Origin of the sequence: Pseudomonas sp. LAP_36 (assembly GCF_019456785.1) — a bacterium.
In the GTDB taxonomy this organism is placed as follows: Bacteria; Pseudomonadota; Gammaproteobacteria; order Pseudomonadales; family Pseudomonadaceae; genus Aquipseudomonas; species Aquipseudomonas tritici.
This window is the reverse complement of sequence record NZ_JAHZMS010000010.1, coordinates 109,235-134,363: the sequence shown is the minus strand read 5'-3', so window position 1 is coordinate 134,363 and position 25,129 is coordinate 109,235. Positions and strand designations below refer to the sequence as shown.

24 protein-coding genes and 2 pseudogenes are annotated in these 25,129 nt (G+C 58.8%); 13 read left to right on the top strand and 13 right to left on the bottom strand.

Going from position 1 to position 25,129, the window contains the following annotated elements; genetic code table 11:
- Window position 1: 1 nt before the first annotated feature.
- The 4 genes from JBO08_RS25070 to serC all read right to left on the bottom strand — a co-directional run bounded on the left by JBO08_RS25070 (window position 2) and on the right by serC (window position 4,493).
- On the bottom strand, window positions 2-1,183 hold the full coding sequence (locus JBO08_RS25070; RefSeq protein ID WP_065874176.1) for an aspartate aminotransferase family protein: 1,182 nt from the start codon (window positions 1,181-1,183) through the stop codon (window positions 2-4).
- Between the two features lie 29 nt (window positions 1,184-1,212).
- Window positions 1,213-2,052: a YggS family pyridoxal phosphate-dependent enzyme gene (locus tag JBO08_RS25065; protein WP_065874177.1), complete on the bottom strand. Its 840-nt coding sequence runs from the start codon at window positions 2,050-2,052 to the stop codon at window positions 1,213-1,215.
- The gene (locus JBO08_RS25060; RefSeq protein ID WP_065874178.1) at window positions 2,052-3,284 is read right to left on the bottom strand and encodes a benzoate/H(+) symporter BenE family transporter; all 1,233 of its coding nucleotides are present in this window, start codon (window positions 3,282-3,284) and stop codon (window positions 2,052-2,054) included. The genes JBO08_RS25065 and JBO08_RS25060 overlap by 1 nt, the downstream gene beginning before the upstream one ends.
- Before the next feature lie 126 nt (window positions 3,285-3,410).
- The gene (serC, locus tag JBO08_RS25055; RefSeq protein ID WP_065880864.1) at window positions 3,411-4,493 is read right to left on the bottom strand and encodes a 3-phosphoserine/phosphohydroxythreonine transaminase; all 1,083 of its coding nucleotides are present in this window, start codon (window positions 4,491-4,493) and stop codon (window positions 3,411-3,413) included.
- 136 nt (window positions 4,494-4,629) lie between these two features.
- Here serC and JBO08_RS25050 point away from each other — a divergent pair, with 136 nt between their 5' ends.
- Window positions 4,630-6,126: a PLP-dependent aminotransferase family protein gene (locus JBO08_RS25050; RefSeq protein ID WP_220075148.1), complete on the top strand. Its 1,497-nt coding sequence runs from the start codon at window positions 4,630-4,632 to the stop codon at window positions 6,124-6,126.
- A gap of 10 nt (window positions 6,127-6,136) precedes the next feature.
- Here JBO08_RS25050 and JBO08_RS25045 read toward each other — a convergent pair whose 3' ends face one another.
- Window positions 6,137-7,435 (bottom strand): serine hydroxymethyltransferase, encoded by a 1,299-nt coding sequence (locus tag JBO08_RS25045; RefSeq protein WP_065874184.1) that lies wholly within the window; start codon window positions 7,433-7,435, stop codon window positions 6,137-6,139.
- A gap of 240 nt (window positions 7,436-7,675) precedes the next feature.
- On the opposite strand from JBO08_RS25045, the gene JBO08_RS25040 reads away from it, so the two are divergent.
- The 5 genes from JBO08_RS25040 to JBO08_RS25020 all read left to right on the top strand — a co-directional run bounded on the left by JBO08_RS25040 (window position 7,676) and on the right by JBO08_RS25020 (window position 12,225).
- Entirely contained in the window at window positions 7,676-8,893 is a 1,218-nt protein-coding gene (locus JBO08_RS25040) for an MFS transporter (RefSeq protein WP_065946212.1), read from the top strand.
- Between the two features lie 154 nt (window positions 8,894-9,047).
- Window positions 9,048-10,010 (top strand): diiron oxygenase, encoded by a 963-nt coding sequence (locus JBO08_RS25035; protein ID WP_065890590.1) that lies wholly within the window; start codon window positions 9,048-9,050, stop codon window positions 10,008-10,010.
- Window positions 10,007-11,059, top strand: coding sequence for a 2Fe-2S iron-sulfur cluster-binding protein (locus JBO08_RS25030; RefSeq protein WP_065946210.1), 1,053 nt, complete (start codon window positions 10,007-10,009; stop codon window positions 11,057-11,059). Before JBO08_RS25035 ends, JBO08_RS25030 begins: the two co-directional genes overlap by 4 nt.
- A gap of 36 nt (window positions 11,060-11,095) precedes the next feature.
- Window positions 11,096-11,797: a glutamine amidotransferase gene (locus tag JBO08_RS25025; RefSeq protein ID WP_220075147.1), complete on the top strand. Its 702-nt coding sequence runs from the start codon at window positions 11,096-11,098 to the stop codon at window positions 11,795-11,797.
- Window positions 11,798-11,868: 71 nt separating this feature from the next.
- Window positions 11,869-12,225, top strand: a complete 357-nt coding sequence (locus tag JBO08_RS25020; protein ID WP_065880860.1) for an antibiotic biosynthesis monooxygenase — start codon at window positions 11,869-11,871, stop codon at window positions 12,223-12,225.
- Between the two features lie 166 nt (window positions 12,226-12,391).
- Here the strand turns inward: JBO08_RS25020 and JBO08_RS25015 are convergent, their stop codons facing one another.
- The 4 genes and pseudogenes from JBO08_RS25015 to JBO08_RS25005 all read right to left on the bottom strand — a co-directional run bounded on the left by JBO08_RS25015 (window position 12,392) and on the right by JBO08_RS25005 (window position 14,513).
- On the bottom strand, window positions 12,392-12,634 hold the full coding sequence (locus JBO08_RS25015; RefSeq protein ID WP_065874196.1) for a hypothetical protein: 243 nt from the start codon (window positions 12,632-12,634) through the stop codon (window positions 12,392-12,394).
- A 12-nt stretch (window positions 12,635-12,646) separates the two neighbouring features.
- On the bottom strand, window positions 12,647-13,126 hold the full coding sequence (locus JBO08_RS25010) for a hypothetical protein (protein ID WP_065880859.1): 480 nt from the start codon (window positions 13,124-13,126) through the stop codon (window positions 12,647-12,649).
- Between the two features lie 115 nt (window positions 13,127-13,241).
- A pseudogene (locus tag JBO08_RS28225) lies at window positions 13,242-13,426 on the bottom strand (GNAT family N-acetyltransferase); the annotation flags it as partial.
- A 307-nt stretch (window positions 13,427-13,733) separates the two neighbouring features.
- Complete coding sequence (locus JBO08_RS25005; RefSeq protein WP_225930642.1) at window positions 13,734-14,513, bottom strand: helix-turn-helix domain-containing protein; 780 nt, start codon at window positions 14,511-14,513, stop codon at window positions 13,734-13,736.
- 87 nt (window positions 14,514-14,600) lie between these two features.
- Here JBO08_RS25005 and JBO08_RS25000 point away from each other — a divergent pair, with 87 nt between their 5' ends.
- Window positions 14,601-15,206 carry a VOC family protein gene (locus tag JBO08_RS25000; protein ID WP_256530441.1) on the top strand — a complete coding sequence of 202 codons (606 nt, stop codon included), beginning with the start codon at window positions 14,601-14,603 and terminating at the stop codon, window positions 15,204-15,206.
- 392 nt (window positions 15,207-15,598) lie between these two features.
- Here JBO08_RS25000 and JBO08_RS24995 read toward each other — a convergent pair whose 3' ends face one another.
- Window positions 15,599-16,057 (bottom strand): GNAT family N-acetyltransferase, encoded by a 459-nt coding sequence (locus JBO08_RS24995; protein WP_024074954.1) that lies wholly within the window; start codon window positions 16,055-16,057, stop codon window positions 15,599-15,601.
- Window positions 16,058-16,541: 484 nt separating this feature from the next.
- Here JBO08_RS24995 and JBO08_RS24990 point away from each other — a divergent pair, with 484 nt between their 5' ends.
- The 4 genes from JBO08_RS24990 to JBO08_RS24975 all read left to right on the top strand — a co-directional run bounded on the left by JBO08_RS24990 (window position 16,542) and on the right by JBO08_RS24975 (window position 21,192).
- Window positions 16,542-18,446, top strand: coding sequence for an AAA family ATPase (locus JBO08_RS24990; RefSeq protein ID WP_175406745.1), 1,905 nt, complete (start codon window positions 16,542-16,544; stop codon window positions 18,444-18,446).
- 226 nt (window positions 18,447-18,672) lie between these two features.
- Window positions 18,673-19,887 (top strand): aldose 1-epimerase family protein, encoded by a 1,215-nt coding sequence (locus JBO08_RS24985; protein WP_065874200.1) that lies wholly within the window; start codon window positions 18,673-18,675, stop codon window positions 19,885-19,887.
- 471 nt (window positions 19,888-20,358) lie between these two features.
- A complete protein-coding gene (locus JBO08_RS24980) occupies window positions 20,359-20,613 on the top strand; it encodes a hypothetical protein (RefSeq protein WP_220075146.1) in 255 nt (84 codons plus the stop codon).
- 57 nt (window positions 20,614-20,670) lie between these two features.
- On the top strand, window positions 20,671-21,192 hold the full coding sequence (locus tag JBO08_RS24975) for a hypothetical protein (RefSeq protein ID WP_065874202.1): 522 nt from the start codon (window positions 20,671-20,673) through the stop codon (window positions 21,190-21,192).
- Window positions 21,193-21,391: 199 nt separating this feature from the next.
- Here JBO08_RS24975 and JBO08_RS24970 read toward each other — a convergent pair whose 3' ends face one another.
- Window positions 21,392-22,000 (bottom strand): LysE family translocator, encoded by a 609-nt coding sequence (locus tag JBO08_RS24970; protein ID WP_220075153.1) that lies wholly within the window; start codon window positions 21,998-22,000, stop codon window positions 21,392-21,394.
- Window positions 22,001-22,112: 112 nt separating this feature from the next.
- Here JBO08_RS24970 and JBO08_RS24965 point away from each other — a divergent pair, with 112 nt between their 5' ends.
- Entirely contained in the window at window positions 22,113-22,976 is an 864-nt protein-coding gene (locus JBO08_RS24965) for a LysR family transcriptional regulator (protein WP_220075145.1), read from the top strand.
- Window positions 22,977-23,132: 156 nt separating this feature from the next.
- Here the strand turns inward: JBO08_RS24965 and JBO08_RS24960 are convergent, their stop codons facing one another.
- Entirely contained in the window at window positions 23,133-23,867 is a 735-nt protein-coding gene (locus JBO08_RS24960; RefSeq protein WP_065874206.1) for a BPL-N domain-containing protein, read from the bottom strand.
- 315 nt (window positions 23,868-24,182) lie between these two features.
- Window positions 24,183-24,809: a glutathione S-transferase family protein gene (locus tag JBO08_RS24955; RefSeq protein ID WP_065880855.1), complete on the bottom strand. Its 627-nt coding sequence runs from the start codon at window positions 24,807-24,809 to the stop codon at window positions 24,183-24,185.
- A gap of 163 nt (window positions 24,810-24,972) precedes the next feature.
- On the opposite strand from JBO08_RS24955, the pseudogene JBO08_RS24950 reads away from it, so the two are divergent.
- Window positions 24,973-25,107 (top strand): annotated as a pseudogene (locus JBO08_RS24950) (DUF4442 domain-containing protein); the annotation flags it as partial.
- Window positions 25,108-25,129: the final 22 nt, after the last annotated feature.

Below are 25,129 nucleotides of genomic sequence, written 5' to 3'. Positions count from 1 at the left end.
TTCAAACAGCGGGCGACAGCAGGCGAATGACACGTGCGGCGATCTCGTCGATCTGTGTGTCATCGCAGATCAGTGCGGGCAACAGGCGCATGGTGGTGCCACGGGTGACGGTGATCAGCAGGCGTTGTTCTTCACGGGCGCGGTCGACCAGCTCGCCGCACGGGCGGTTGAGTTCGACGCCGACCATCAAGCCGATACCACGAATGGCCACCACCTCGGGATGGTTGCCCAGCGCCAGCTTGAGCGCGGCCAGCAGGCGTCGGCCGCTGGCGGCGGCGCGTTGTGGCAGGTGCTCACGCTGCATGATGTCCAGCACCGTGCACCCCACGCGGCAGGCCAGCGGGTTACCGCCAAACGTGGACGCATGGTGACCGGGGGAAAACAGCTCGGCGGCCTTGCCCCGCGCCAGGCATGCGCCTATCGGGTAGCCGTTGCCAAGTGCCTTGGCCAGGGTGATGACATCCGGCTCGATGCCCGCGTGTTGAAAGCCAAACCAGGCGCCGGTGCGGCCCATGCCGGTTTGCACTTCATCAATCATCATCAGCCAGTCGTGTTCATCGCACAGGGCGCGCAACCCTTGCAGGTAGCCCGCGAACGCCGCATGCACCCCACCCTCGCCCTGCACCGGTTCGACCAGTACGGCAACGATGTTGGGTGACTGCGCCGCAACCGCCCGAATCGCCTCGATGTCGTTGTACGGCACGCGCACAAAGCCGGGCATCAACGGTTCGAAACCGGCGTGCACCGCCGGGTTGCCGGTGGCCGCCAGCGTGGCGAGAGTGCGCCCGTGGAAGCTGTTGTCCATCACCAGCACCTGCGGCTGGGCCACGCCTCGAGCATGGGCGTGCAACCGCGCCAGTTTCAGCGCGGCTTCATTGGCCTCGGCGCCGGAGTTGCAGAAAAACGCGCGCTCCATGCCGGACAACAGGCACAACCGCTCGCCCAGTTGCTCCTGCCACGGGATGCGAAACATGTTGGTGGTGTGCAGCAACTGCGTGGACTGCTCGGCGATGGCGGCGGCAATTTCCGGGTTGGCGTGCCCCAGGCTCGTCACGGCCACGCCGGCGATGGCATCCAGGTATTCAACGCCGTCGGTGTCCCACAGGCGAGCGCCCAGGCCTCGGCTGAACGAGACCGGCTGACGGGACGAGGTGTGCATCAGGTAAGCGGGTGCTGCGGACATTGCAGGCCTCCTATAGAGATCAATCAACGTTAAGGGGCGAGCGCCGGCAACTCGTCGTCGTTGCGCGGTCTGGCGTCGGCCGTGGGCCAGTAATAGGCATCTGGCATGGCGCGGGCACCGAAGATGGCTTGGCCGACGCGTACCACGGTTGCACCCTCTTCAATGGCAATTTCAAAGTCGCCCGACATACCCATCGACAACTCCTGCAGCGACACGCCCTCGGGCACCTGCGCGAGCAAGCGGTCGCGCAATTCACGCAAGCGCACGAAGCAGGGGCGCACCCGCACCACGTCGGCGCAAAACAGCGCCAGGGTCATCAGCCCGCGAACCCGTAGCGCCGGGAATGCCGGCAGCGCCGCGATGAACGCCGCCACATCCTCGGGAGCCAGGCCGTACTTGCTGGCTTCGCCCGAGGTGTTGACCTGCACGAACACATCCATCTGCCGACCTTCGAGCTGCAGGCGATGGTTCAGCACTTCGGCCACGCGCAGGCTGTCGAGCGCCTGGAATTCGCTGGCAAAACGCGCAACCTGCTTGGCCTTGTTGGTTTGCAGGTGGCCGATGACTGACCATTGCAGGTCGTGCAGGTCGCTCATGGCTTGCGCCTTGCGCTGGGCCTCCTGCACCTTGTTTTCGCCGAGCAGGCGGCAACCGGCGGCATAGGCCAGGCGCAGATGGGCTTCGTCGAAGGTCTTGCTGACCGGCAGCAACCGCACGGTGGCCGGGTCACGCCCGACGCGGTGGCAGGCATCAATGATGCGTTGCTGCACAGCGGCAAGATTGCGACGAAAGTCCTCGACGCTGACCGCCTGCGGATAGCGACCATGGTCGGCGTGGAGCGTGGTGAGGTGTTCGGCTTGCCCAGTCATCAGCGGGTCGCTCCCTTGGTGGTCACCGCAGTGGTTTTTTCACGACGTGGCAGTTGCCCATTGAGTACCGCATACGCCGCGAGGCCGATGAGCAAGCCCCAGAACGCGCCGCCAATGCCAAGCAAGGTGATGTTGGCGGCGCACGCCAGAAAGGTGATCAGCGAGGCTTCACGGGATTTGACGTCCGCCATGGCATTGGCCAGGCTGCCGCCGATGGTGCCGAGCAGCGCCAGCCCGGCCAGGGTGGTAATGAACGTCGCCGGAAAGGCCATGAACACCGCCGCCAGGGTTACGCCAAAAATCCCCACCAGGATGTAGAACACCCCTGCCGCTACCCCGGCGATCCAGCGTTTGGAAGGGTCTTCGGACGCTTCCTTGCCGGTGCAGATCGCCGCCGTGATTGCCGCGATATTGAACGCATGGGAGCCGAACGGCGCCATCAGCAGCGAACCCAGCCCGGTCACGCTGAGAATCGGGTTGGCACTGGTCTTGAAGCCGTCATTGCGCAGCACCAGCATGCCCGGCATGTACTGCCCCGTGAGGGTAATCAAAAAAAGCGGCAACGCCACGCTCAGCAACGCATTGAGCGAGAACTCGGGCCGCGTGAATACCGGTGTGGCGAACGCCAGCGCCAGTCCGGAAAAATCCACTCGCCCCTGCATCAGCAAAAAGCCCAGCCCCAGTACCAGAATGCCGACCACCGCGTAGCGTGCGCTCAAGCGTTTGAACACGATGTAAGCGCCGATGAGCAGCCCCACCAACAGCGGGTCGACCGTCATGCTCGCGAATGCACCGATGCCGAACTGCAAGAGAATGCCGCCCAGCAGGCCCGCCGCAACGCCAGGCGGGATCAGGCGCACAGCCCTTTCAAAATAGCCGGATACCCCCAGCAGCACGAACGCCGCCGCTGAAATCAAATACGCACCAATCGCCTCGGCGTAGGGCGTGGTCGCCAGGGCAACGATCAAGAACGCCGCCGCCGGGGTCGACCAGGCGGTGATGATCGGCTCGCGGCTCACCCAACTGAGGAACAACCCTGTCACACCGACGCCAATCGACACCGACCAGACCCACGACGCCGTCAGCTCAGGGCTGAGGCCGGCAACCTTGGCGGCCTGGAACACTAGAATGAAGGTGCCGCCGTAATTGACGATCACCGAAATCAGCCCGGCAACCACCGGGTGCAGCACATCCCGCAGACGCAGGGACGACTGGGATTGAGTAGAGGGCATAAGTCTTGGCTCCTTGCTGGACAATGGATCAGGCCGTGGCCAGGCGGTCATTTATAGCCGTTGAATGGTGGGGTTTGCCCCTACGCTTGTGCGCAGCAGACCAGACCACTTTTCGCGCAGGAGCGGTTACCCATGTGCGCGTGCGAAGTCAGCCATAAAGTCAGTCAGCGCCTCGACTGCGGTTAACGAGACGGCGTTGTAGAGGCTGGCGCGCAGGCCGCCGACACTGGCGTGGCCTTTCAAGCCGTTAAGGCCGGCGGCTTCGGCGCGGCGCAAGAAGGTCTTCTCCAGCGTCGAATCCGCCAGCACGAACGGCACGTTGTTGATCGAGCGGTACGCCGGCTGCACCCGATTGCGGTAGAACCCGCCGCTCTCGTCGATGGCGCGATAGAGCCGGTGCGCCTTGGCCTGGTTACGCTCATGCAAGGCCGGCAGGCCGCCGTTGTGCTTGATCCACTTGAGCGTCAGGCCGGTGAGGTACCAGGGAAACGTCGCCGGGGTATTGAGCATCGACTGCGCATCGCTGATGTGGGCGTAGTTGAGAATGTCCGGAGTGAAGGCATGGGAGCGTTCCAGTAATGCGGGGTCGACGATGACCACCGTCAACCCGGCCACCCCCATGTTTTTCTGCGCGGCGGCATACACCAGGTCGTGCCGGGCGACGTCCATCGGCTTGGACAAAAGGCTTGAACAGGCATCACACACCAGCGGCGCGGCGCTGTCGGGCGGGGCGATGAATTGCACGCCGTGGACCGTCTCATTCTCGGTGTAATGCAGGTAGGCGGCGTCAGGATTGAGGTGCCAGCTCGCTGCGTCAGGCACGCGGTCGAAGCCGGTTGCGCGGGCACTGGCCGCGATTCGCACATCGCAATAACGCCGCGCCGCTTCAATCGCCTTACCCGACCAGAGGCCGGTGTGCAGGTAGTCCGCCGTGCCTTTGTCGCCCAACAGGTTCATCGGCACCTGGGCGAACTGCAGCGAGGCGCCGCCTTGCAAAAACAACACTTTGTATGCGTCCGGCACGCCGAGAATGTTGCGCAGGTCCTGCTCCGCCTGGCGGGCAACGTCCATGAACACGCGGGAGCGATGGCTGATCTCCATCACCGACATACCGGTGCCGGCAAAATCAAAAAATTCTTCGTGTGCCTGGGTGAGCACTTCCAGCGGCACCGCCGTGGGGCCGGCGCTGAAGTTGTGGGATCTGGCCATCGTCGCGTAACTCCTGTTCAAGAACACTCGCATCGTGCGGGCTTGCCACGCGCCGGGGCCGGGCTGGCGAGGGCTGGATTCTACGGATAGACTGGCCTGCCATTACAGGCCAATTCCAAAGGACGGAGCAGACCGCATGGCAAAAACCTTCGAGCTCGAAACCCTGAAAATGCGCCTCAACGACGTGGAGTTTCAGCTGCTGGACTTGCACCAGCGCATCCAGCGGGCGTTGCGCGCACTGATCCTCGACGGCGCCCTCGGCCCCGGCCTGAAACTGCCTGCCACACGGGTCTTGGCAACGTCACTGGGGTGCGCCCGCGACACCGTCGAGAACGCCTACGTGCAGTTGCATCGGGACGGGTTTATCGTACGCCGCGAGGGTGCTGGCAGTTACGTCTGCGACACGGTCGGCGTCGAATTGCGCGGCGCCACACGCCGGCGCATCAAGGCCCAGGAAGTGCGCAGCAACGCCGCCGCACCCGGCGCCGAGCTGAGCCAGCGAGGGCGGATGATCTTCGAAACGGGCGGCGTCAGCGACCAGCAAGTCATCAAGGCCTTCGCCACCGGTTTGCCGGAAACCCGCAGTTTCCCCACGGATGTCTGGGAACGCCTGCAACGCCAGGTGATGAAGGACTATCGCGCCAACGTGCTCTTGCACGGCGACCCGCAAGGCGCCGAGCCGCTGCGCAAGGCGATTGCCACCTACCTGAACCTAGAGCGCGGGGCCAAGTGTTCGCCCAATCAGGTGCTGGTGCTGAGCAGCACGCGCCAGGCCTTGTACCTCTGCGCGCAGCTGCTGGTGGATGCCGGCAAGCCGATCCTGCTGGAAAACCCTGGCTATTACGGCGCACGCAAAGCCTTCGAGATCGCTGAAGCCAAGGTGCTGCCCATCGATGTCGATGAACGCGGCATCCGCACCGACCTGCTGTACGCCGACCGCAGCGGCGCCAACTGCGTGTACGTCACACCGTCGCACCAATACCCCACCGGCGTGACGCTGCCGCTGGAACGGCGCCTTGAGTTGATCAACTGGGCGGCGGAAAAAGGCAAGTGGCTGATCGAGGACGACTACGACAGCGAGTTCCATTACGACGGACAACCCACCGCCTGCGTGCAGGGTCTGGACAAGTATCAGCGCACGCTCTACATCGGCACGTTCAGCAAGACGCTCTACCCCGGCTTGCGCATGGGCTACATGGTGCTGCCCCACGAACTGGTCAAGCCCTTTGCCTACGCACGCAGCATGATGGACGGGCATACGCCGCAAGTGCTGCAACTGACCCTGGCGCGGTTTATGGAAGACGGCCATTACAACGCCCACGTGCGGGCCATGCGCAAGCTCTATGCCGGGCGCCGCTCGATCATGCATGACGCCATTGGCAAGTACCTGGGCGAGGTCGTCACCGCCCAGTTGCCGCCGGGCGGGTTGCAGATTCCCTGTCTGCTGAAAGCGGGCTGGAGCGAAGAAAAAACCATCCGCCAGGCGGCCACCGCCGGCGTGCAATTGTCCGGACTCAGCAAGCTGTACGCAGGCGAACCGCAGCAATACGGCTGGCTGCTGGGCTACTCGTCGTTGACCGCGTATGAAATCGAAGCCGCCATGCTGCGCCTGGCCAATGCGCTGAAAATCTAGAGGCAGCCGCTCAGTAAGGCAGCTTGAAACGCTTGGTCAGTTCGCCGATGCCTTCGCGAATCGAGCGCTCGGTGCGACTGTCGAGGGCGCCGCTGCGCACGCCGCCGAGCATGGCGAGGATCATGTCGCCGATCTCGCGAAATTCATCCACGCCCATGCCCCGCGACGTGCAGGCCGCGCTGCCGATGCGAATGCCGGAGGTGACACTGGGTTTGACCTCGTCGCCCGGCACGATATTTTTGTTCACGGTAATCCCGATCGCTTCCAGCGCCTGTTCGGCGACATTGCCGACCAGGCCCCACGGCCGCAGGTCAATCACGCCAAGGTGACAGTCGGTGCCGCCCGAGACCACCGACAACCCGCCTTCGGCCAAACGCCCGCACAAGGCCTGGGCGTTCGCAATCACCGCATGCGCGTAGGTGCTGAACGCCGGTTGCAAGGCTTCGCCGAGCGCCACTGCCTTGGCCGCCAGCGTGTGCATCAGCGGCGCGCCTTGCAGGCCGGGAAACACCGCCGCATTGATTTTCTGCGCAATGCCCGGCTCGTTGCACAGGATCATCCCGCCGCGCGGCCCGCGCAGTGTGGTGTGGGTGCTGATGGTGGTGACGTGGGCGAACGGCACCGGCGACGGGTACGCACCGCCCGCTACCAGTCCGGCGACGTGGGCAATGTCGGCCATCAGGAAGGCCCCGACTTCGTCGGCAATTGCGCGAAAGCGCGCGAAGTCCAGCGCCCGTGAATAGGCCGAAGCGCCGACGATGATCAATCGCGGGCGTTCCTGGCGGGCCATCTGCTCGACCTGGTCCATGTCGACCCGATGGGTCAGCGGATGCACGCCATAACTGAGGGCCTGAAACCAGCGCCCGGACATATTGAACGCCGCACCGTGGGACAGGTGCCCGCCGGACTTGAGGTCCAGGCCGAGGATCTTGTCGCCCGGTGCCAGCAGCGCCAGAAACACCGCCTGATTGGCCTGGCTGCCCGAGTGGGGTTGCAGGTTGGCGTAGGCACAGTTGAACAACCGCCGGGCGCGCTCGTTGGCCAGCTCTTCTACCGCGTCGACGTTGCAGCAGCCGGCGTAATAACGGCGTCCCGGATACCCTTCGGCATGCTTGTTGGTGAGCACCGAGCCCTGGGCTTCAAGCACTGCACGGCTGACAAAATTCTCGGCAGCAATCAGCTCGATTGACTGCATCTGGCGCTGGCGCTCGGCGTCGATGGCACGCCACACATCCCCGTCCGCCTGGGCCAGTGCGACGCCACTGAGCACCGGCAGCGCGTGCCCGTCTCGATAAGCGAAATGCGGCATGGTCACTCCCTGTGAAAACGTCGATTGGCAAACGGCGTCTACCCTAGCGGCACACGGCCCGCGCCGGTATACCAGTTTGCGCCAGCGTTGCAGACCACTGCGCGGCGCGGCGCCACGGCGCGAGACCAGTAGCGCTGCAAAGTGGTCTGGTGAACCTTTGAACATTGGACTATCCCGCAAGACCAACGCCCCACTAAGCTCTGCGCCGGTTTTGTCACCCCCATTTCCACAGGTTCTGCCATGACGTCTTTTCGTATCGGACTGCTGCCGCAGGTCTCAGCCGCGCACTTTGTCAGTCATCTACACATCATGGTGCTGGCGGCGTTGTTTCCCCTCCTCGCGGCTTTTTTCGACGTCGATTACGTGCAGTTGGGCCTGGCCCTGAGCCTGTTCAACATCGTCACCGCGCTGGTGCAGGCGCCGATGGGATTTGCCGTGGACCGTTTCGGCGCACGGCGCCTTCTGTTAGCCGCGCTGGCAGTGGGCAGTAGCAGTTTCCTGTTGATTGCACTCGTGCCCAACTACCTTTGCTTGCTGATCGGCATGGCGCTGGCCGGCGTCGCCAACGCGGTTTACCACCCGGCCGACTATGCCCTGCTGTCCCGCCATATTGACCCTGCCCACATTGGCAAAGCATTCTCCGTGCACACCTTCGCCGGCTTCCTCGGCGCCGCCGTGGCCCCGGTGTTTTTGTTGAGCATCGCCGTGGCGAGCACGCCGGCCATGGCGTTTGCCGCCGCCGCAGGCGTAGGGTTTGTCGCGCTGGCGGTGTTGTCGATACCTGGCGCGGCACTGGCCCAAGTCAATTATGTGTCGCCAGCGGCCGACCCGGCGCCCCTCGACACGCGTCGGCGCTCGTTGCTGTCGCCCATGGTGCTGAGCCTGACGTTGTTATTCGTGCTGCTGAACCTGAGCACCGGCGCAATTGAAAAATTCTCGGTCGCGGCCCTTATGCAAGGCCAGGGCGTGGCCTTGACCTGGGCCAACTCGGCACTCACCGCGTTCCTGTTTGCCAGCGCCTTTGGCGTGCTGGCAGGCGGCGCACTGGCCGACCGCACCCGCCGCCATGGCGTGGTGGCCGCCAGCGCGTTTGCCCTGGCCTGCGGGTTGATACTGTTGGTCGCCACGGCGCACTTGAGCGAGCTGGCACTGCTGCTGGTACTCGGTGTAGCGGGATTCCTGACCGGGGTGATCGCGCCGTCCCGCGACATGCTGGTGCGCGCAGCGTCGCCGAAAGGCGCGGAAGGCAAGACCTTCGGCATTGTCTCCACCGGCTTCAATATCGGCGGCACCCTCGGCCCGGTCGGGTTCGCCTGGCTACTCGACCAAGGCCACCACAACTCGATTTTCTGGGCCAGTGCTGCCTTTATGGGCCTGACGGTCGCGCTGACCCTGATGCAGGAACGGCACTTGGCCAAAGCCCGGAAAATGCCCGCATTACACCCGCAATTCAACTGACCTGGAGCAATATCCCCCGCTTTTTTTGGCGCAAACTTGAAGGGCAACGTCCCGCATTTATTACGCGGCAACCCGCTTTTGCGGCCCCGTCATGTTTGCAAAGGACTGCACTCATAACCCGAACACCAATAGCTGTTTTCTTTGGAGTTAAAACATGGACCGTTTGAATTGTGGTACCGATGACGTGGTACAAAACATGCTCGCCAAGTTGTCCGGGCTCTGGAAAACCCGCGCTGCCGTGAACAATCCGCAACCGGATTACTGGGGCCTGGCCTTTGACCCGAAGAAGCAGGATTTCAGCCTGTCGCTGCTGCCGTTCCGTCATCACCAGGCCTGGCTCGAAGCACCGCAGGACCTGCAATCCAAGTGCCTGTCCTACGCGTGGGGCATCTACAACCTCAAGACGATCTACATCGAATGCGACGTGGTGGTGCCCGCCTGCGAGGACATCATCAAGACCCCGCCACACAGCCAGAACCGCGCCCTGCTGCAGGACGTGATGTCCCAGGCACTGCTGGACGAAGCCCTGCACACGCGCATGTCGATCATGGCCTGTAACTACATCTACGACATGCGCAAACTGACCCCGCTGGATTTCAGCGCGTTCAACCTGGTGACCTGGCGCGAAGCCCTGCTGGCCAACTGCACGGCCGAATGGGAGCGCCGCCTGACCCGTTTTGGTGTGGCGTGCGCGAGTGAAACGCTGATCACCGATTACCTCAAGACCATGGCCGAAGACACCAGCATCCAGGCGGTGTGCCACGAGGTCACACGCACCCACGCCATCGATGAATGGAGCCATTCCAGCGTGTTCAGTTTCGTCGCCTCCGACATCGTTCATGGCCTGAGCCGCACCGAGCGCGAGTACCTGCGCTCAATCATCCTGCGCACCGTGCAGATGTTCGCCAACAACGAAATGGGCGCATGGGCCAAGGTGTTCTCGATACTGCAGATGCCGCATGCCAGCGAGATCCTGCATGACGTGGGCGACAACAACGAAATCAGCGTATACACCGACTCGCTCCAGGCCCTGATCGACCGTATCGGCCTGACCGACAAAGGCCTGAGCAGCGCCGAACACGCCATCGAAACCTTGAGCGAGAAGGCCCGCGCATGAACGCCATGACCCCACTGCAGGCCCGTTGCGAACGCGTGACCATTGAAACCGCTGCGATCAACGTCTTCAGCCTGCGCGCCGTGGGCGCCCACGCCGAGTTCCTTGACCGCCTGGAACCCGGCAAGCACGTGGCGCTGCGCTTTCCGGACACTACGGGCACGCCGCAGCAACGGCTGTATTCGATCACTCGCAGGCAAGGCGCCGACGGGTTCGAGATTGCGGTCAAGCGCGAAGGCCATGGCGGGGTCTCGGACCAGTTGCACGCTACCTTGCAGGAGGGCTCGCAGGTCGCGGTGGAGTTTGTGGCCGGGGACATCAGCCTGGGGTCGATCATCGGCTGCAAGCACGTCGGCATGCTCGCTGGCGGCATCGGCATCACCTTGCCAATCGCCTTGCTGCGCGGCCTGCTGGAACGCGCACGACGCGGCCTGGCGGTGCCCGAGGTAAGCCTGCTGTTATGTGTGCCGACGGTGGCCGACATTCCCTTCCTGCATGAGTTGCTGGACCTGGAACTGAACACCCGCTGGTTTTCGCTGCAGGTCTTCATTACCCGCGAAGCGGTGCGCAGCAACGGCCATTTCAGGGCCGGCCGCCCCACCGCCGCCGACCTGAACCTGCTGGGTAACCCGGACACGGTGGTGATCTGCGGCAGTCACCGTTTCGCCCAAGGCTTGCGCGAGCAAACGCTGGCGCTGTTTCCGGACAGCCAATTGCTGATCGAATCCTTCACCCCGCCGGTCAGGGCCGCGCAGGCGCAACCTGCGACCAGCGCTGCGCTGCGCCTGCACATAAGCCACACCGACGAGTTGCTGGAACCGCCCGCCGGCAAGAGCCTGCTGGAGATGCTCGAATCCAGCGGCATTGCAGTGCGCAGCCTGTGCCGCGCCGGGATCTGCGGCCACTGTCGGATCAAATTGTCCGAGGGCGAATACACCCTCGAGCCCGACTTTTGCCTGACCGATAAGGACAAGGGCGAAGGCTTTGCGTTGGCCTGCTGCACCTTCCCGCAATCGGGGACGATCAAGGTCGACCTCAACCCCACTGCATAAACCGTCAGGCCCTTATTTCAACCGCTGAGTGTTTCCATGAAAACTGCTATTGCACTGCGCCACATTCATTTTGAAGACGTGGGCATCCTGGATGTGGTGCTGGCCGATGAAGGCTACACCCTGATTTACCTCGACCCCACCGTGGACACCATCTACAGGGAGCAGGTGCTGCAGGCCGACTTGCTGATTGTGCTCGGCGGCCCGATTGGCGCGTATGACGAGGACCTGTACCCGTTTCTGCACGACGAACTGGAGCTGGTGCGCCAGCGCGTGGCGTCCGGCAAACCGTTGTTGGGCATCTGCCTGGGCGCACAGCTGATCGCCCGCGCCATGCATGCCAAGGTCTACCCGATGGGCGTCAAGGAGATCGGTTTTTCCGCGTTGACCTTGACTCCGGCCGGCCAGGACTCACCGCTCGCCGCGCTGATGGACACGCCCGTGTTGCACTGGCACGGCGACCAGTTCGATGTGCCCGACGGTGCCGTATTGCTGGCCAGCACACCAGTGGGCGCCCACCAGGCGTTTGCCGTGGGCCGCACGATTCTGGGCCTGCAGTTTCATCTCGAAGCCAACACCCCCCACATCGAACAGTGGCTGGTTGGCCACGCCAGCGAACTCGCCCACGCCGGCATCGACGTCGTCGCACTGCGCGCCACGGCCGCTGGCCTGGGCGATCGCCTGACCCGCGCCGCTGGCAACGTGATGCGCGCCTGGCTGAACAACCTGGGCCCCCGTTAACCCACTGGCGGCGGGCAACCGCCGCCGTTTAAGACCACCTGAAAAAAACCGTCAAGGATGAGGAGTCAAATATGATCGTCGTGTTATTCGAATTGCAGGCACTGCCCGGTCAGGGCGAGACCTATGTGGACCTGGTCAATAAGCTGACCCCGTTGCTGGAACCCATGGACGGGTTTATCTCCGTCGAGTGTTTTCAGAGTACGCTGAACCCCAAGAAGGTGATGTCGGTGACCACCTGGCGCGATGAGGAAGCCGTGGTGCAGTGGCGCAACGTCACCGCGCACCTGTCTGCACAACGCGCCGGGCGCGACAAGATCTTCGACGATTACCGCGTTCGCGTGACTTCGGTCATTCGTGACTACGGCCTGCGGGATCGTGAGCAAGCGCCGTATAACGTCGTTGTGGATGGAGCACACGCCACGGCGTAACGCCATGCTGATCGTTCCCACGCGGTGCTTGGGAACGATCATGGGTTGGGCGCTGGAGGGCTGTCGCAGAGAGAGCGCTGCCGTAAGCATCACAACAAATGTTTGCGCCGCTGCTTCCTGTATGACAGGCATTGGAGCACTAAATCGCGGAGAACCCCTGCCACCTTCAACCCATCTGTTCGAACCGCCGCCGCTTTAGGAACAACCCCACCCCCAGTGCAACGGCAAAGATCGACAGCAACCCCAGGTCAAATCCAAGCAAGCGGATGTGGCTCGCCGCAACGCAGCCGACCGCCCCCATCGCCACCAGCAGTACCCCTAACCACTTGCGAAGCGGGTACGACTTAAGAAACCGATCGAGCAGAAAGAACAGCACCAGAGCAGCGACCAGTTGGGTAATGTCAGACATGGGTTTCTCCCGTCAGGTCTTGATGATCAGTGTCGAGGCGGTACGTTGCGGGCCGATACCGCCGTTCACCTGCGCCTCGATGCTCACCAGTATGTCGCCTGCATGATAGGTGGGCAGGGTTTCATTCACGTACATGCGCACACCGGCGCCGACGGGGGCCCCCACGTAGGGGGAGGCAACGTAAGAGGTGGCGCCCGCGAAGGCCGAGGCCGCCAGGTTGGTGATTCTGGTGCGCTGGGCGTTGAGCACATCGCCCTGCTGCCGGGTCAGCGGCTTGGAGATGCCGATCATCATCAGGCACGGCAGGTTCTTGGCCAGCATCTTGTCGTACACCTCGACGACCTTGCGGTTGACCTCGTAGTGCGCGCTCTTCGCCTCACCAAAATGCAGCTCGCGCAGCCGCCCGCGTTCGCTGTCAGTGAGCGTGATCTGCGAGACGTTGAACACGATCCCGTGATTGCCCATGTATTGGAAAGTCCCTTCGAACTTCATCGCACGCATCCTTTCGAGCCAAAGGCGGGGATTGTCTAGAAGGCGGGCGCTGGATTCAAATCATTTCACCTGGCTGGCAAGGTGCACAGCGCGGCGTAAGGTGCTGACGGTCATATTAACTGTCGAATTCACTGCTTTCGACGAACACGAAGCCATGGCGGATGTAAAACGGTTCGAGGCACTTTCTTTGAGGGCACCTACTGTGATCGGCAGTGCAGCTGCATCCGCTGCTTCGAAAATCTGTGCGAGTACAACCGAGCCGATCCCCGAACCCTGCGCGCTCGGCCTCACGTATAGGTGCTAGCCCCTAACAACGCATTAATTTTCGTATGAGCTATCCCGCTTTTCATCGCGAAATTTACCCTGCTTAGCGCTTATTTAAGGGACGTCGACTGGCGGCTCTTGGCCGATAGCTGCCCGTCACGAGCGGCAGTAATCGGCCAGAAGCGGACGTTTAGAACAGAGAAATAAATCTGTTCTCTTTTCCCAATGGACATCATTGCGGCGTACGCAAGGCTATCGCGTGGTGCGCGCAGCGCTCTCTACAAAAGCACCTTAGCACTTGGCGCCGCACAATTAGGCGAAGCATGGACTTCGCGTACACCCATCAACTTGATCTAGAAATTGCCTCTTTGCTAATCAGTGTCTGCGCTCGCACATATTGTCCTGGCGTAACACCCATTATCCGACGGAACATGGCAATGAAAGCACTAATATTTTCGTAGCCAAGCTCAATCGCCGTTGTCGTCACTGACATCCCCTCGACCAATAGTTGAATAGCGCGCAACGTGCGTGCACGTTGTCGCCATTCAGAAAAACTAAAACCGGTTTCAGCGACCAGACGCCGGGCAAGTGTTCTAGGTGCCATACCTGACCAAGCAGCCCAATCCTCAAGTGATCTATTGTCATCAAGCTGAGCAAGTATCGCATCGGTGATACGCCTCAAGCGCGGGTCATTGGGGTGCGTCAGACCGATGGGTTCAGCGGGTGAGGTAGCAATTTCATCCAAGATGACTGCTGCAACCCGCGACTCCATTTCGTTGCGGGGGGGTTGTCCCCACGACGCAGCGCGGCTTACCGCTTCGCGCAGCAAACTGCTGACCCTAAATGTGCATGGCATTTGATGCAGGATCCCGCACTCTTGCTCCGCGATATAGACCATCGCTCCTGCAAAAGCGCCATGTGACATCATCGCGTGTGCGACACGGGGAGGTATCCAAATGGCATGGGTAGCCGGCACTACCCATGAGCCGCCGTCAGTGCTGACGGAAAGCAGGCCGGCAAGGCTTGCGATTAGTTGGCCTGTCGTATGGGTGTGGGGCGCCGTTTCGCGGATAGCCCGGTCGCGTTGCTCTATCGCCAACAGTGGCATAAGCGCGCGGTTCATGGCTGGTTTACGTTATCCAATGTCATATCCGAGGTAGCCATATCCTGAATGCCTAATGGAGAATAAGACCGGTCAGAGGAATACTCAATGTCTAAAAATCGCAAATGTTGCTTCTCTTGGATTGGCCTGATTATGCGTACCTCTCACACATTTATTTTCTGTGTTTTGGCCGTAACAGCTGGATGCGCAAGCTCACCTCCCTATTTGGCCCGTGAACCTTTAAAGGATCATTTGATGAATTCTAACCACATGGTGCATGCCGTCGATCATATTGGCTTCGCAGTCAGTTCATTGGAAGAAGCCATTCGCTTCTGGACAATTGGACTTGGGTTCACTCTTGAGCGTCAGTCGGAAATGGGCGGATCATTCATTTTGCAAGTAACCGGCACCGCCGATCCGAGCGTGCGAACGGCGATAGTCAAAGGCCCGGATGGCAGCCGAGTAGAGTTGCTGGAATATTCGCAGGGTGACCGCCACGGTATCACCCCACCTACGGCATCAGCGATTGGTTCAGCGCATTTGGCATTGAGAGTGCAAGACATATACGCCGTACTCGAACGCATTGAGCAAGCAGGCTGGAAAGCAAGAGGCAAGCCTCAAGCGATTCCCGCAGGCCCACGCAAGGGAACTCTAGTTGTATATGTGACCGGGCCAGATCATATCACTCTGGAACTGATGCAGGCTAATGAGTAGCTTCCTGCCGAAGGCTGTTAAGCTTATTTCCCTAAAGCAATTACTTAAAGCGCTCTCCGTCGCGCATGACGTCTCATGGCAAACATAAAGATCATCACTTTCAAGTATACAGCTGGCGTAATCATACACTTCGCCGGCCACATAAAATTTGGATTTCCTTTCAGGCACGCTACTGCGCAAATCGAAAAGCTAAAGCCCTGTTAGTGCGCTAGAGCGCAGATCACTAACGCGTAAAGGCGCAAATCTTAAATTACCGCCATATAGGATCTATTAATAACTGCTTTTGGCGGCGGACATTCCTGAATTAGCAGCTTCTAGCCTTTCGTCCCTATTGCGAACATCCGCGCTCCCAAGCGTTTGCTCTCCATCTTATGCTGCAAACCTGAGCGAGTTCAAAGATCCCGCAGCATCAATCGCTGCTCCTTACCCCACGCCCGAAAAAACTCCTGCACCTGCCATCCACGCTTGGCGTAGTAGTCGCTGCGATCATAGGTGTGCAAGTACAACCGCGTGGTGCCGTTGGCCTTTGCGGCGTCGCAGATGCCTTCTATCAATTGTTCCGCCAACCCTCGCTTCCTTGCCTGCGGGGCGATAAAGACGCAGGCTAACCAGGGCCCCAGCTCCGGGCGTTCGGGCAAGTCGCTGGCGGCAAGTGCAGCGCCGCCAAGTAGCTGGTCATTCTCTAGGGCGATCAGACATTGCCAATCACCGTTGCCCTGGCCTTCCGCGAATTCGCGTTGCCAATCGGCCAATGGCTGCTCAACAAACTCGTATGCGAACTGCTGATGCAGCCACTGCGCCAGGGTGTCGCTGTGTTGCATATGGTCACGCAGCCAAACCAGGCGGGGCATGTGAGAGTCTTCCTTGTTTTTGGATCAGTACGCGTATGTGGCCGCAAGGAGGGAATAGGGTCAAGCGCAACGGTGAAAAGGTGACTGAAACGGTGACAGATTTATTTTTCTTCCGGAATGACCGCTTCTGGCCGATTACTGCTGTTCGTGACGGGCAGCTATCGGCCAAAAGCCGCCGTTCATGAAGGATCAATTCCGGTCCAAATCAGCCAGTCATGCTGCTTACAAAGCCAGAGGCAATTCACTCCGACTGGTGTTGCTTTTAGCTTTCAGGCAACCCAAACTGAAAATCCTATGCGTTAGCAAAACGGTGCTGATAATGTCGACGGAGAGAGACTCGCAGCCCAAGTTTCAGGCGGCATCTTAGATTAGTTTTGACTGCAGCTCCCCCAACTTTTTTAATACAGTCAGCGACTGCACCCTTACAATAAAGCAGCAAAATATAACATCAACCAAAATGTGCAATAACAGGAGAGTTTATCAAGTGAAACTGATTCGAGTCGAAATGGAAAACGTTCGAAGTTTTATTGATGAACAAAGCTTGAGTTTAGATGGATCTATATCAATAATAATAGGGCCGAACGGTGGGGGAAAGACAAACTTATTAGACACAATTGTGATTTCGATAAAGAGATATCTTCAATCAAATTATTACTTCAATCTGCAACCATCACCTGAAAATCCAAAGAAACACACAATTACACATAATGAGATGCTCACAAATATGGTGCTCGAAAAGCATTCCAATGCTCTTCAAAAGCCCCAGAAAATCACCATGACGATTGAGGTTACAGCGAGCGATATTAAAAACATGAGGCTCATGCAGGATGACTTTGCAGATTTCGATACAGAGCTTAAAGATTTTGAAGGTTACGACTGGAACTTACTGAAGTCTTGGGATTCAGTGGGATTACAGGTAGGAACAATTTTTACCTACACTATAATGAATGGTTCTATTCAGCCCCCTGAAACAAAAGGAGCAAAAGATTATTATGAATTCTTACATAATTTTGACAATATAAATTTCGTAAGGTCAAAAAATAAATTAGAACGACTATCCAGCCCCGTCTTATACTTGCCCGTCAACCGCTCTAGTGGAGGCCTTATTTCATCCGTGTCTCTAGCGGGCTATGATGATATTCAGCAGAAACGGCAGGCAGATGGCGCATACTCAAGACATCCCACATCGTTAATCTCGCTGGCTGTCAACAGACTCGCAGCCTCTTACAGAATAATGCAAGAAGATAATAATGTTGGGGTAGATGAACGTTTTTACGCGCAACCGCATCTGCGCCAGCTTCGTGAAACACTAGAAATGTTGGGATACACATGGAGATTGGAGTGTACCAACCCACTTAACAATCAATATGACCTTGTTCTAACCAAGCAAGGAGTCAGCTTTAATGCGACCGCTGCGTCATCAGGTGAGCGCGAACTTTTAAACTATGTATTCTCTATATATGTTTTAGATATACGAGATGCACTGGTCGTAGTAGATGAACCAGAGCTCCATCTCCACCCTCGCTGGCAAAAAATCTTACTGAGCCTATTTGAAAGACTTTCAAGTGAAACAGGCAATCAATTTTTACTGGCTACGCACTCACCCGCATTCGTTTCTCCGGAATCCATTCAGTACATCTCGCGAGTTTACTCGAAAGAGCAAAAAAGCCATATTGAACGGCTTAACAAGGCCGAGCTCCCGAACACCAAATTGCTCTTTAATATTGTGAACTCCCAAAACAACGAAAAAATATTTTTTGCTGATAAAGTTGTGTTGGTTGAAGGCATCAGTGACAGGATAGTCTTTTCCGAGCTACTAAAGAACTCACACAAAGATACAGGCATGGTCATTGAAGTAGTGAGCGTTGGCGGGAAGGGTTTTTTTGCACCGTATGAAAAACTTCTTGATGCATGTAAAATAGATTACTCTTTGATTGCTGATTTAGACTACATTGAACAGGTTGGAAGCGCCAAGCTTAAAACACTATTTAAATCTAATAGCTCCTCTATAAAGTCCGACATAATAGACAATGTAAAAAGCATGGACGGTGACACCCTCGTTAGCGCCATAGACCAGGCCTTTGCTTCGAATAGTTGGGCCGAAGCATCTGAGTTATGGCAGTACATAAAATCAAGACGAAAGACTTTGGTTCCTCAGCTTGATAAGCATCAGAAAGCCGAACTTAATGAAGAGATTAACACCTTTAGAGGTCGGAATATGTACATACTCAAGCAAGGGGCGATTGAGCAGTATTTACCTAGTAGCTTCTCAAGAAAAAACCTTGAGGGACTCATCGAGCTAGTGAGTGAAGGAAAGCTTCTGGAAACCTTTCTAGTGGAATTTAGGGGGGAGCTAGAGGAAATAACTGCGCTGATTACTGAGGCGTAGCTTAATTGAATTAAACATCGTACTGAATCGCTCCTCGTTTTGTAGACGACGGATGACCGCTTCTGGCCGATTGCCGCCTTTCGCGAAGAACATCTTGGGGTCGATTTTAGCCGGTCACAGAATGCAGAAATGGGCTATCCGCGACATCATCGTGTCGATCTTTTAGCTTGCTGAAACGTTTCATCCCATTTATAAAAATGGCACAACTCCAAGAAAGGCTGCCGCCATGACCCCGCTCAAACTTTTTGTTGCCATCAGCGCACTGTCCGCTGCCTCCCACGCCATGGCCTGGGATTACGTTCTGCTCGACACTGACAAAGCCGCGCAGGGCTGGCAGATCACCAGTCAGCAACTCGGAATAAAAACCGACAAACCCTTCAGCGTTACCTTGCGCACCTTGCACGGCGGTCGGCAGGAGGGCGTCAGCATCGTCGACATCGATAACGGCACGATGAAACTCTCGGTAGTGCCGACTCGCGGAATGAACGTCTTGCAGGCTTCAGTTGGCAATGTACGCATGGGCTGGGATTCGCCGGTCAAGGAAGTGGTCAATCCGTCTTTTATCGAACTCAATGGCCGCGGTGGTCTGGGCTGGTTGGAGGGTTTCAATGAGCTGGTCACCCGCTGTGGATACGAATGGGTCGGCCACCCCGGCGTCGACAACGGCGAACTGCTGACCCTGCACGGTCGAGCCGCCAACATTCCTGCGAATAAAGTCACGCTGCATATCGATGAAAAACCACCGTACGCCATTACCCTGCGCGGCGAGCTGAAAGAGCAGGCGTTCAAAAAGGTCGACTTCTCGGTCGCGACCGAACTGGTGACCGAACCCGGCAGCGTCGTGTTCGCCCTCAACGACACTCTGACCAACAACGGCGACTATCCGAAGGAATACCAAGCGCTGTATCACAGCAACTTCAGCACCCCGTTCCTGGAGCAGGGCGCTCGTTTCGCCGCGCCGGTGAAACAGGTGTCGCCCTTCAACGACAAGGCCAAGGACGATCTGCCCGACTGGCAAACCTACCGCGCACCGACCAGGGACTACGACGAAACGGTGTACAACGTGGTGCCGTATGCCGATGCCAAGGGCGATACGTTGACCGTGTTGCATAACAAGGCCGGCAGCCTGGGCGTTTCGGTCGGTTTCAATACCCAGACACTGCCCGTGTTTTCCCTGTGGAAAAACACCGACACCGAAGGCCAGGGCTACGTCACAGGGCTGGAGCCGGGGACAAGTTTTTCCTACAACCGCCGTTATCAGCGGCCACTGAATCTAGTACCGACAATTGGGCCCAAGGAACACAAGCAGTTCCGCATCAGCTATAGCTTGTTGGCGGATAAGGCGGCGGTGGATAGAGCCTTGAAGCAGGTTAGCGAGATTCAGGATGGGCGGGAGACTGAGGTGCGGCAGACGCCGTTGGTTGATCTTACCAAGGGGTGAAACGGGCTGGAGCATTGTTGGCCGATATTGCAGCCCCTCGGCCCTGTGTTCGCGTCTGATCCCGTCGGCTTGTTCAAGGTCCACCAGCGAGCGCGCGACCTTGAGCGGCGATGGGCTGCTCGCAACGATTCGGTCACTGTCCGCAGTTGGCCGAATCCTGCCAGCGCTAATAGTCCCATCAAGGCGATTGCACCCGATGAAATCCTGGAGAGAACTCTGCATCCCAACACGCGGTATCCTCGGCATTAGGTATTCTCCGCTGCGTGAAACAAGATCCTGGCCTGCGACGAACGACCGCCCGTCACAGCCCTTCGAGCAATCTTAAAAGCAGTGCATACGGAGACCTGCATGTTGATCGGCCATCGCTTCGAGCGCACCGCGCTGATCTGTGAGTAGAAACCAGAACACATGCGCACCCATCCCCACACGTTTACACTGGCGCTTTTACCCAAATCATCAGGGAAGAAATCGATGCCTACCGATCCGCTATGCCTGGTCTTCGTGCCCGCCCTCGTGGTCTTGCTCACCGCCGCCGAGAACAAAAAGGGTCTGCCGCTTACGGAGCTTGAGGTGTGTAACATCCGCGACCAAGCCACCTGTGTCGCGCTCACCTTCAGCACCGCGCTGGAGATGGAAGAACAGCGCGGTTATCCGGATATCGTTGCCGAAGACTGCTGGAATGAGTGGCAACGGGTGCGCCTCGAGATTCAAACAAGCCCGCTTTAAAGCGTCGCCGCGAGCGAATCCGCGCGACTCGCGCCCTCTACGAATGGAATCGATACCATGAACAAAACCTTCTTATTGATGCTGCTATCAATCCCACTCTTTTCCGGATGCTCTACGGTCACAGGGCTTAAGTCCTATACCACCGCGTATAACGAACCACAGCCCGCCACGTCCAGCAGGCTAAGGGTCATCACTGATCAAACCGTCAGGCTGGTTCCCAACAGCCAATGCATTGACTGGCACTTACCCGACTCAGGAATAGTCAATTCAAGGTCCTTGGCGCCGTTGAACAATCACAAATTCAACGACAGGAGCCTTGGCATTCCAGGGGGCGGCGGCGTGCAAAATAGCGCCGAAGTTTATGTAAGCCCGAACATACCGATCACCCTGGTGTATGCAGGTGCTACGCGGAAATATCAGTGCGTCACCGGTCTCTATTTTGTGCCTGAGCCCGGCGCAGACTATGAATCCAGTTCAGAGCCGTGCGGGATTTGGATCAGCAAAATCGTCAAGAACGGCACAACGGGAGCTGTAAGCCGTGAACCTGTTACCAGCTACACCGCGAAGGCATGCCGTTAGTGATCGCCGCGTAGTTTCCAAAATCAGAAGCCGCCATCGGCATGGAGCGGCCTCTTGAAAATCGAGACTGGGGAATGGGCGCTCTCTTATGATTTTTACTAAGGCTTCGCGAGCGCTCAGTGACTGACTATCTAGGCCTGAAAGCTGTTTGCGAAGACCGCAAAAAATAACGCGGGGGCCCTCGCAAGCGAGCTTACGTTCAGCTATGAATGGGTAATGCCAACCCAAACAGTACAAAAAAACCGCCGCAGATTTTATTGAACCGCCGCCCGGTTCGCGCCAACCACGGCCGGACCCGGTGCGCTGCGCTGGCCACCATGTATTCAACGAAAAACTCCACGACGGCGTAGGTCAGCGCGATGGCGGCCGTCTGCGCGATGAGGCTCCTGTGCGGGTCCAGGAACGGTGGAATAAACGCGGTGAACAGCAGCAATGCCTTAGGGTTTGATAGGGCCGATACCAGCCCTTGGCGGAACAGCGACCAGCGTCGCAGGACTGTTTTACCGGGTGTATCAAGGCTGACGGGGGCTGAGCGCCATAGGCCGAACCCCAACCAGATCAGATAGAGCCCGCCGGCAATCTTCAACGCCATGAACCAGGTGGCCGAGGCCTGGATCAGTGCCCCCAGGCCCAACGCGCACAGTGTCAGCACCAGGGCAAAACCAAGCACGCCACCGCTGATGGTGAACAGTGTTCTGCGGCTGCCGTGGATCGCGCCATGGGTCAGTGCCAATAGCGCGTTCGGGCCTGGCACTACGGCAATGCCGCAGCAGGTAATCAGGTAGAGCAACCAGGTCTCGAATGGCATGATCAGGTCCGCAATGGCTGGGTTCAAGCCAGCATCTTGCGAATGAACTCGCTTCGTTAAAAGCGCATAATTCACGTCGCAGTCATTCGATTAACGAATAAAGGTACGTGCAATGTCCTCCAGCGATTTGCAGATCGATTGGCTCAAGTGCTTTGTGGCGGTGGTGGACGCCGGTTCGCTGTCGGGCGCGGCCCATGAGGTGAACCGATCGCAGTCCGCCGTGAGCATGCAGATGAAGAAACTCGAGGCCGCGCTGGGACGCCCCCTGTTGAACCGAGGCCCGCGGCACCTGCAACTCACGGATGACGGCCAGACGCTGCTGAGCTACGCCCGTCGCATGCTGGCGCTTCACGCCGAGACTCAGGCGGCTTTTCATGGTGAAGCGTTGACTGGCCGCATCCGGCTGGGTGTCGCGGAGGATTACGCGGCAAGGTACCTCACGCCGGTTCTGAAACGTTTTGCACCGCGTTACGCGGGGGTGGACATAGAACTGACCTGTGAACAGTCGACCGCACTGATCCCACGCTTGCGCAACGGCGACCTTGATCTGGCGCTGGTGTCCAGGGACTCGCCGCACAGCGGCACCTTTTTGTTCAAGGAGCCGATGGTGTGGGTGGGGTCGCCCCAGTTCGAGTTGTGGCGGCGCGACCCGGTGCCTATCGCCGTCTACGAAAGCGAGAGCCTAGCGCGACGGTATGCGGTGAATTCACTGGCGCAGCAGGGTCGCCAATTCAAGGTGGTGTACAACAGCTCCAGCTTGGCGGGCCAAGTGGCTGCCGTTGAAGGCGGACTCGCGATTGCCGCGATTACGCAGTGCACTGTGCAGCCGTCACTTCAGGTCTTGAGTAGCGAGCACGGCTTGGGGAATATCGAACCGATGGAGGTTTCGATTCTACGTAGCCGAGCGTCTCGTGGGTCCAAGGCGGTTAATAGTCTGCATGCGTTTATCATCAGTGCGCTTAGAGTTCAGGCGTAGGTTCTGGTAGACGGCCGTCAAAAAGGAGGTTCAGATCCTAATAGCGGGCTGGGGAGCGGGAGCGATACAGACGCTGCGGTTTACTGGGGGACCGAAGTGATACCTTCGTAACCCAGCGCGGGGCAAGCCCGCTCACTACAGAGGACGGCGTGGGCTTCAGAAGCTGCGTATCAACGAGCCGAACAGATCGCCTCGGGGCATTTTGCTCAACGGGATCTCGGCATTCTCGAACCATTCGCGCCCGGCCTCGGGATGCGGTCCGCTCAGCACCACCACGCCCTTCTCATAGGTATACCGCGCCGCCGCCACGTCGCCGTTGCGGTAGGTCGCAATGACCTCGTAGGGCGCGGACGTATGGGCGCTGGGGAAGTAAGGACCGTCCTGGTAGAAAACATGGTCGACATTGCCCTTCCACGTGACCTGCACGGCGGCGTCGGCGATGCCGGACACTTCAAAGCCGGGGCGGCCAGCTTCGGAGTCGAGATCCAGGGGGATCAGGCCGAAGTTGCTGTCATCCGCCAGGTAGGCCCCCATGCACAAACCCAGGTAACGCCCACCGCCGGCGACGTAGCCACGGATGGCATCGATGCGCGCATCACCCAGGCTGCGGAGCGCGCCGGGAATATCCTGACCACCGCCGGGTTGCACATAGAGGTCATAGCGCGCCAGGGTTTGCGGTGTGATATCGACCTGCTCATCGGCACCGACAAAGTCGATGTGATAACTGGGGTTGAGGCGGTGCAGGGCCTTTGCCACGTTTTCAGAGCAGTCATCGCAGCCTGCCGGGCCACGGTAGATGGCGACATGGGTGATGGGCGTCGCAGCCTCGGCCGGTGGCGCCAGCAAAAAGGCAAATGCAAACAATGTGGCGACGAGGGCGTGCTGATTCATGGCTGGGGGCTCTTATGGATACCCATAGCCTATAGCGGACGCGTCATCCAATCCGTAAACAGTTGTAAACAATGTTCAGCGGAGGATAACGCGCAGCCGTGCCCTTCAAGCGAGCGGCCGCTATTCCTCTTCTGAAGCCTGGGACCAAAGGGTTCGTTGCAACAGCGATAAAGCTACTTTTTTACTGCCATCAGCACGTCAAACAGCAACTGTGCCACTGGCGATAGCGACGGTGTTGCTGGTCGGGATGATTGACCGAGACCTCTGGGCCGGACCACGTCGATGATAGACGTGGCCTGCCTCGTTTATTTCAATTTACTTGGCAAACGCATACTCCCCGCCCTGCTCCACCGCTTTGCGATAAGCAGGCCGCGCCTGGAATTTTTCCACCCACGCGGTCAGGTTCGGGTAGGCCTGCAACTTGCCCTGGGCCCCGGCAACTTCGCCGATAAAGCTCATCTGGATATCCGCGCCGCTCAATTCATTGCCGACCAGATAAGGCGTCTGCCCCAGCACGTCGTTCAAGTAACCCAAATAATTGGCCACTTCCGATTCGATACGCGGGTGCAACGGCGCGCCTGCGTCGCCGAGGCGGCCGACATAGAGGTTGAGCATCAACGGCAGCATGGCCGAGCCTTCGGCGAAGTGCAGCCATTGCACGTAGCTGTCGTAGGTGGCGCTGGCCGGATCCGGTTGCAGGCGGCCCTGGCCGTGGTGGCGGATCAGGTAGTCAATGATGGCGGCAGATTCGATCAGTACCTGGCCACCGTCTTCGATTACCGGGGATTTGCCCAGCGGATGGATGGCCTTGAGCTCAGGCGGCGCGAGGTTGGTTTTGGGGTCGCGCTGGTAGCGCTTGATTTCGTAGGGCAGGCCGAGCTCTTCGAGCAGCCACAGGATGCGTTGCGAGCGTGAGTTATTGAGGTGGTGGACGATGATCATTGAATGCTCCGCTGGGCGACAGGGTGTCTTGGAAACAGACTACGCCAGCGCCCGGGAGTGCCGACAATTAAATTTCTGGGTGTCGAGGTGGCGTGTGGCTGTGCGGGCCGTTGGCCACGGCAAAACGGCTCTGGAACACAAAGCGCGCCCACTCGGGTTGCGCATCCACGCACTGGCGGATGGCAGCGGCGTTGATTGGTCAACCGCTGGGGACAAGATCGTGCCGGTGGATATTTTCGATGAGGGCGACGTAAAGGTGTTCACCGCGAAGATCACCATGAATGTGAAGATCGCCTGAGGCCATGGCGGCAGGCTCGGCC

Bases quoted from the DNA above. Each gene is read 5' to 3' on its own strand.
- JBO08_RS25070 (WP_065874176.1), bottom strand. From the start codon at position 1,183: ATGTCCGCAGCACCCGCTTACCTGATGCACACCTCGTCCCGTCAGCCG.
- JBO08_RS25065 (WP_065874177.1), bottom strand. From the start codon at position 2,052: ATGACTGGGCAAGCCGAACACCTCACCACGCTCCACGCCGACCATGGT.
- JBO08_RS25060 (WP_065874178.1), bottom strand. From the start codon at position 3,284: ATGCCCTCTACTCAATCCCAGTCGTCCCTGCGTCTGCGGGATGTGCTG.
- serC (WP_065880864.1), bottom strand. From the start codon at position 4,493: ATGGCCAGATCCCACAACTTCAGCGCCGGCCCCACGGCGGTGCCGCTG.
- JBO08_RS25050 (WP_220075148.1), top strand. From the start codon at position 4,630: ATGGCAAAAACCTTCGAGCTCGAAACCCTGAAAATGCGCCTCAACGAC.
- JBO08_RS25045 (WP_065874184.1), bottom strand. From the start codon at position 7,435: ATGCCGCATTTCGCTTATCGAGACGGGCACGCGCTGCCGGTGCTCAGT.
- JBO08_RS25040 (WP_065946212.1), top strand. From the start codon at position 7,676: ATGACGTCTTTTCGTATCGGACTGCTGCCGCAGGTCTCAGCCGCGCAC.
- JBO08_RS25035 (WP_065890590.1), top strand. From the start codon at position 9,048: ATGGACCGTTTGAATTGTGGTACCGATGACGTGGTACAAAACATGCTC.
- JBO08_RS25030 (WP_065946210.1), top strand. From the start codon at position 10,007: ATGAACGCCATGACCCCACTGCAGGCCCGTTGCGAACGCGTGACCATT.
- JBO08_RS25025 (WP_220075147.1), top strand. From the start codon at position 11,096: ATGAAAACTGCTATTGCACTGCGCCACATTCATTTTGAAGACGTGGGC.
- JBO08_RS25020 (WP_065880860.1), top strand. From the start codon at position 11,869: ATGATCGTCGTGTTATTCGAATTGCAGGCACTGCCCGGTCAGGGCGAG.
- JBO08_RS25015 (WP_065874196.1), bottom strand. From the start codon at position 12,634: ATGTCTGACATTACCCAACTGGTCGCTGCTCTGGTGCTGTTCTTTCTG.
- JBO08_RS25010 (WP_065880859.1), bottom strand. From the start codon at position 13,126: ATGAAGTTCGAAGGGACTTTCCAATACATGGGCAATCACGGGATCGTG.
- JBO08_RS25005 (WP_225930642.1), bottom strand. From the start codon at position 14,513: ATGAACCGCGCGCTTATGCCACTGTTGGCGATAGAGCAACGCGACCGG.
- JBO08_RS25000 (WP_256530441.1), top strand. From the start codon at position 14,601: ATGTCTAAAAATCGCAAATGTTGCTTCTCTTGGATTGGCCTGATTATG.
- JBO08_RS24995 (WP_024074954.1), bottom strand. From the start codon at position 16,057: ATGCCCCGCCTGGTTTGGCTGCGTGACCATATGCAACACAGCGACACC.
- JBO08_RS24985 (WP_065874200.1), top strand. From the start codon at position 18,673: ATGACCCCGCTCAAACTTTTTGTTGCCATCAGCGCACTGTCCGCTGCC.
- JBO08_RS24980 (WP_220075146.1), top strand. From the start codon at position 20,359: ATGCCTACCGATCCGCTATGCCTGGTCTTCGTGCCCGCCCTCGTGGTC.
- JBO08_RS24975 (WP_065874202.1), top strand. From the start codon at position 20,671: ATGAACAAAACCTTCTTATTGATGCTGCTATCAATCCCACTCTTTTCC.
- JBO08_RS24970 (WP_220075153.1), bottom strand. From the start codon at position 22,000: ATGCCATTCGAGACCTGGTTGCTCTACCTGATTACCTGCTGCGGCATT.
- JBO08_RS24965 (WP_220075145.1), top strand. From the start codon at position 22,113: ATGTCCTCCAGCGATTTGCAGATCGATTGGCTCAAGTGCTTTGTGGCG.
- JBO08_RS24960 (WP_065874206.1), bottom strand. From the start codon at position 23,867: ATGAATCAGCACGCCCTCGTCGCCACATTGTTTGCATTTGCCTTTTTG.
- JBO08_RS24955 (WP_065880855.1), bottom strand. From the start codon at position 24,809: ATGATCATCGTCCACCACCTCAATAACTCACGCTCGCAACGCATCCTG.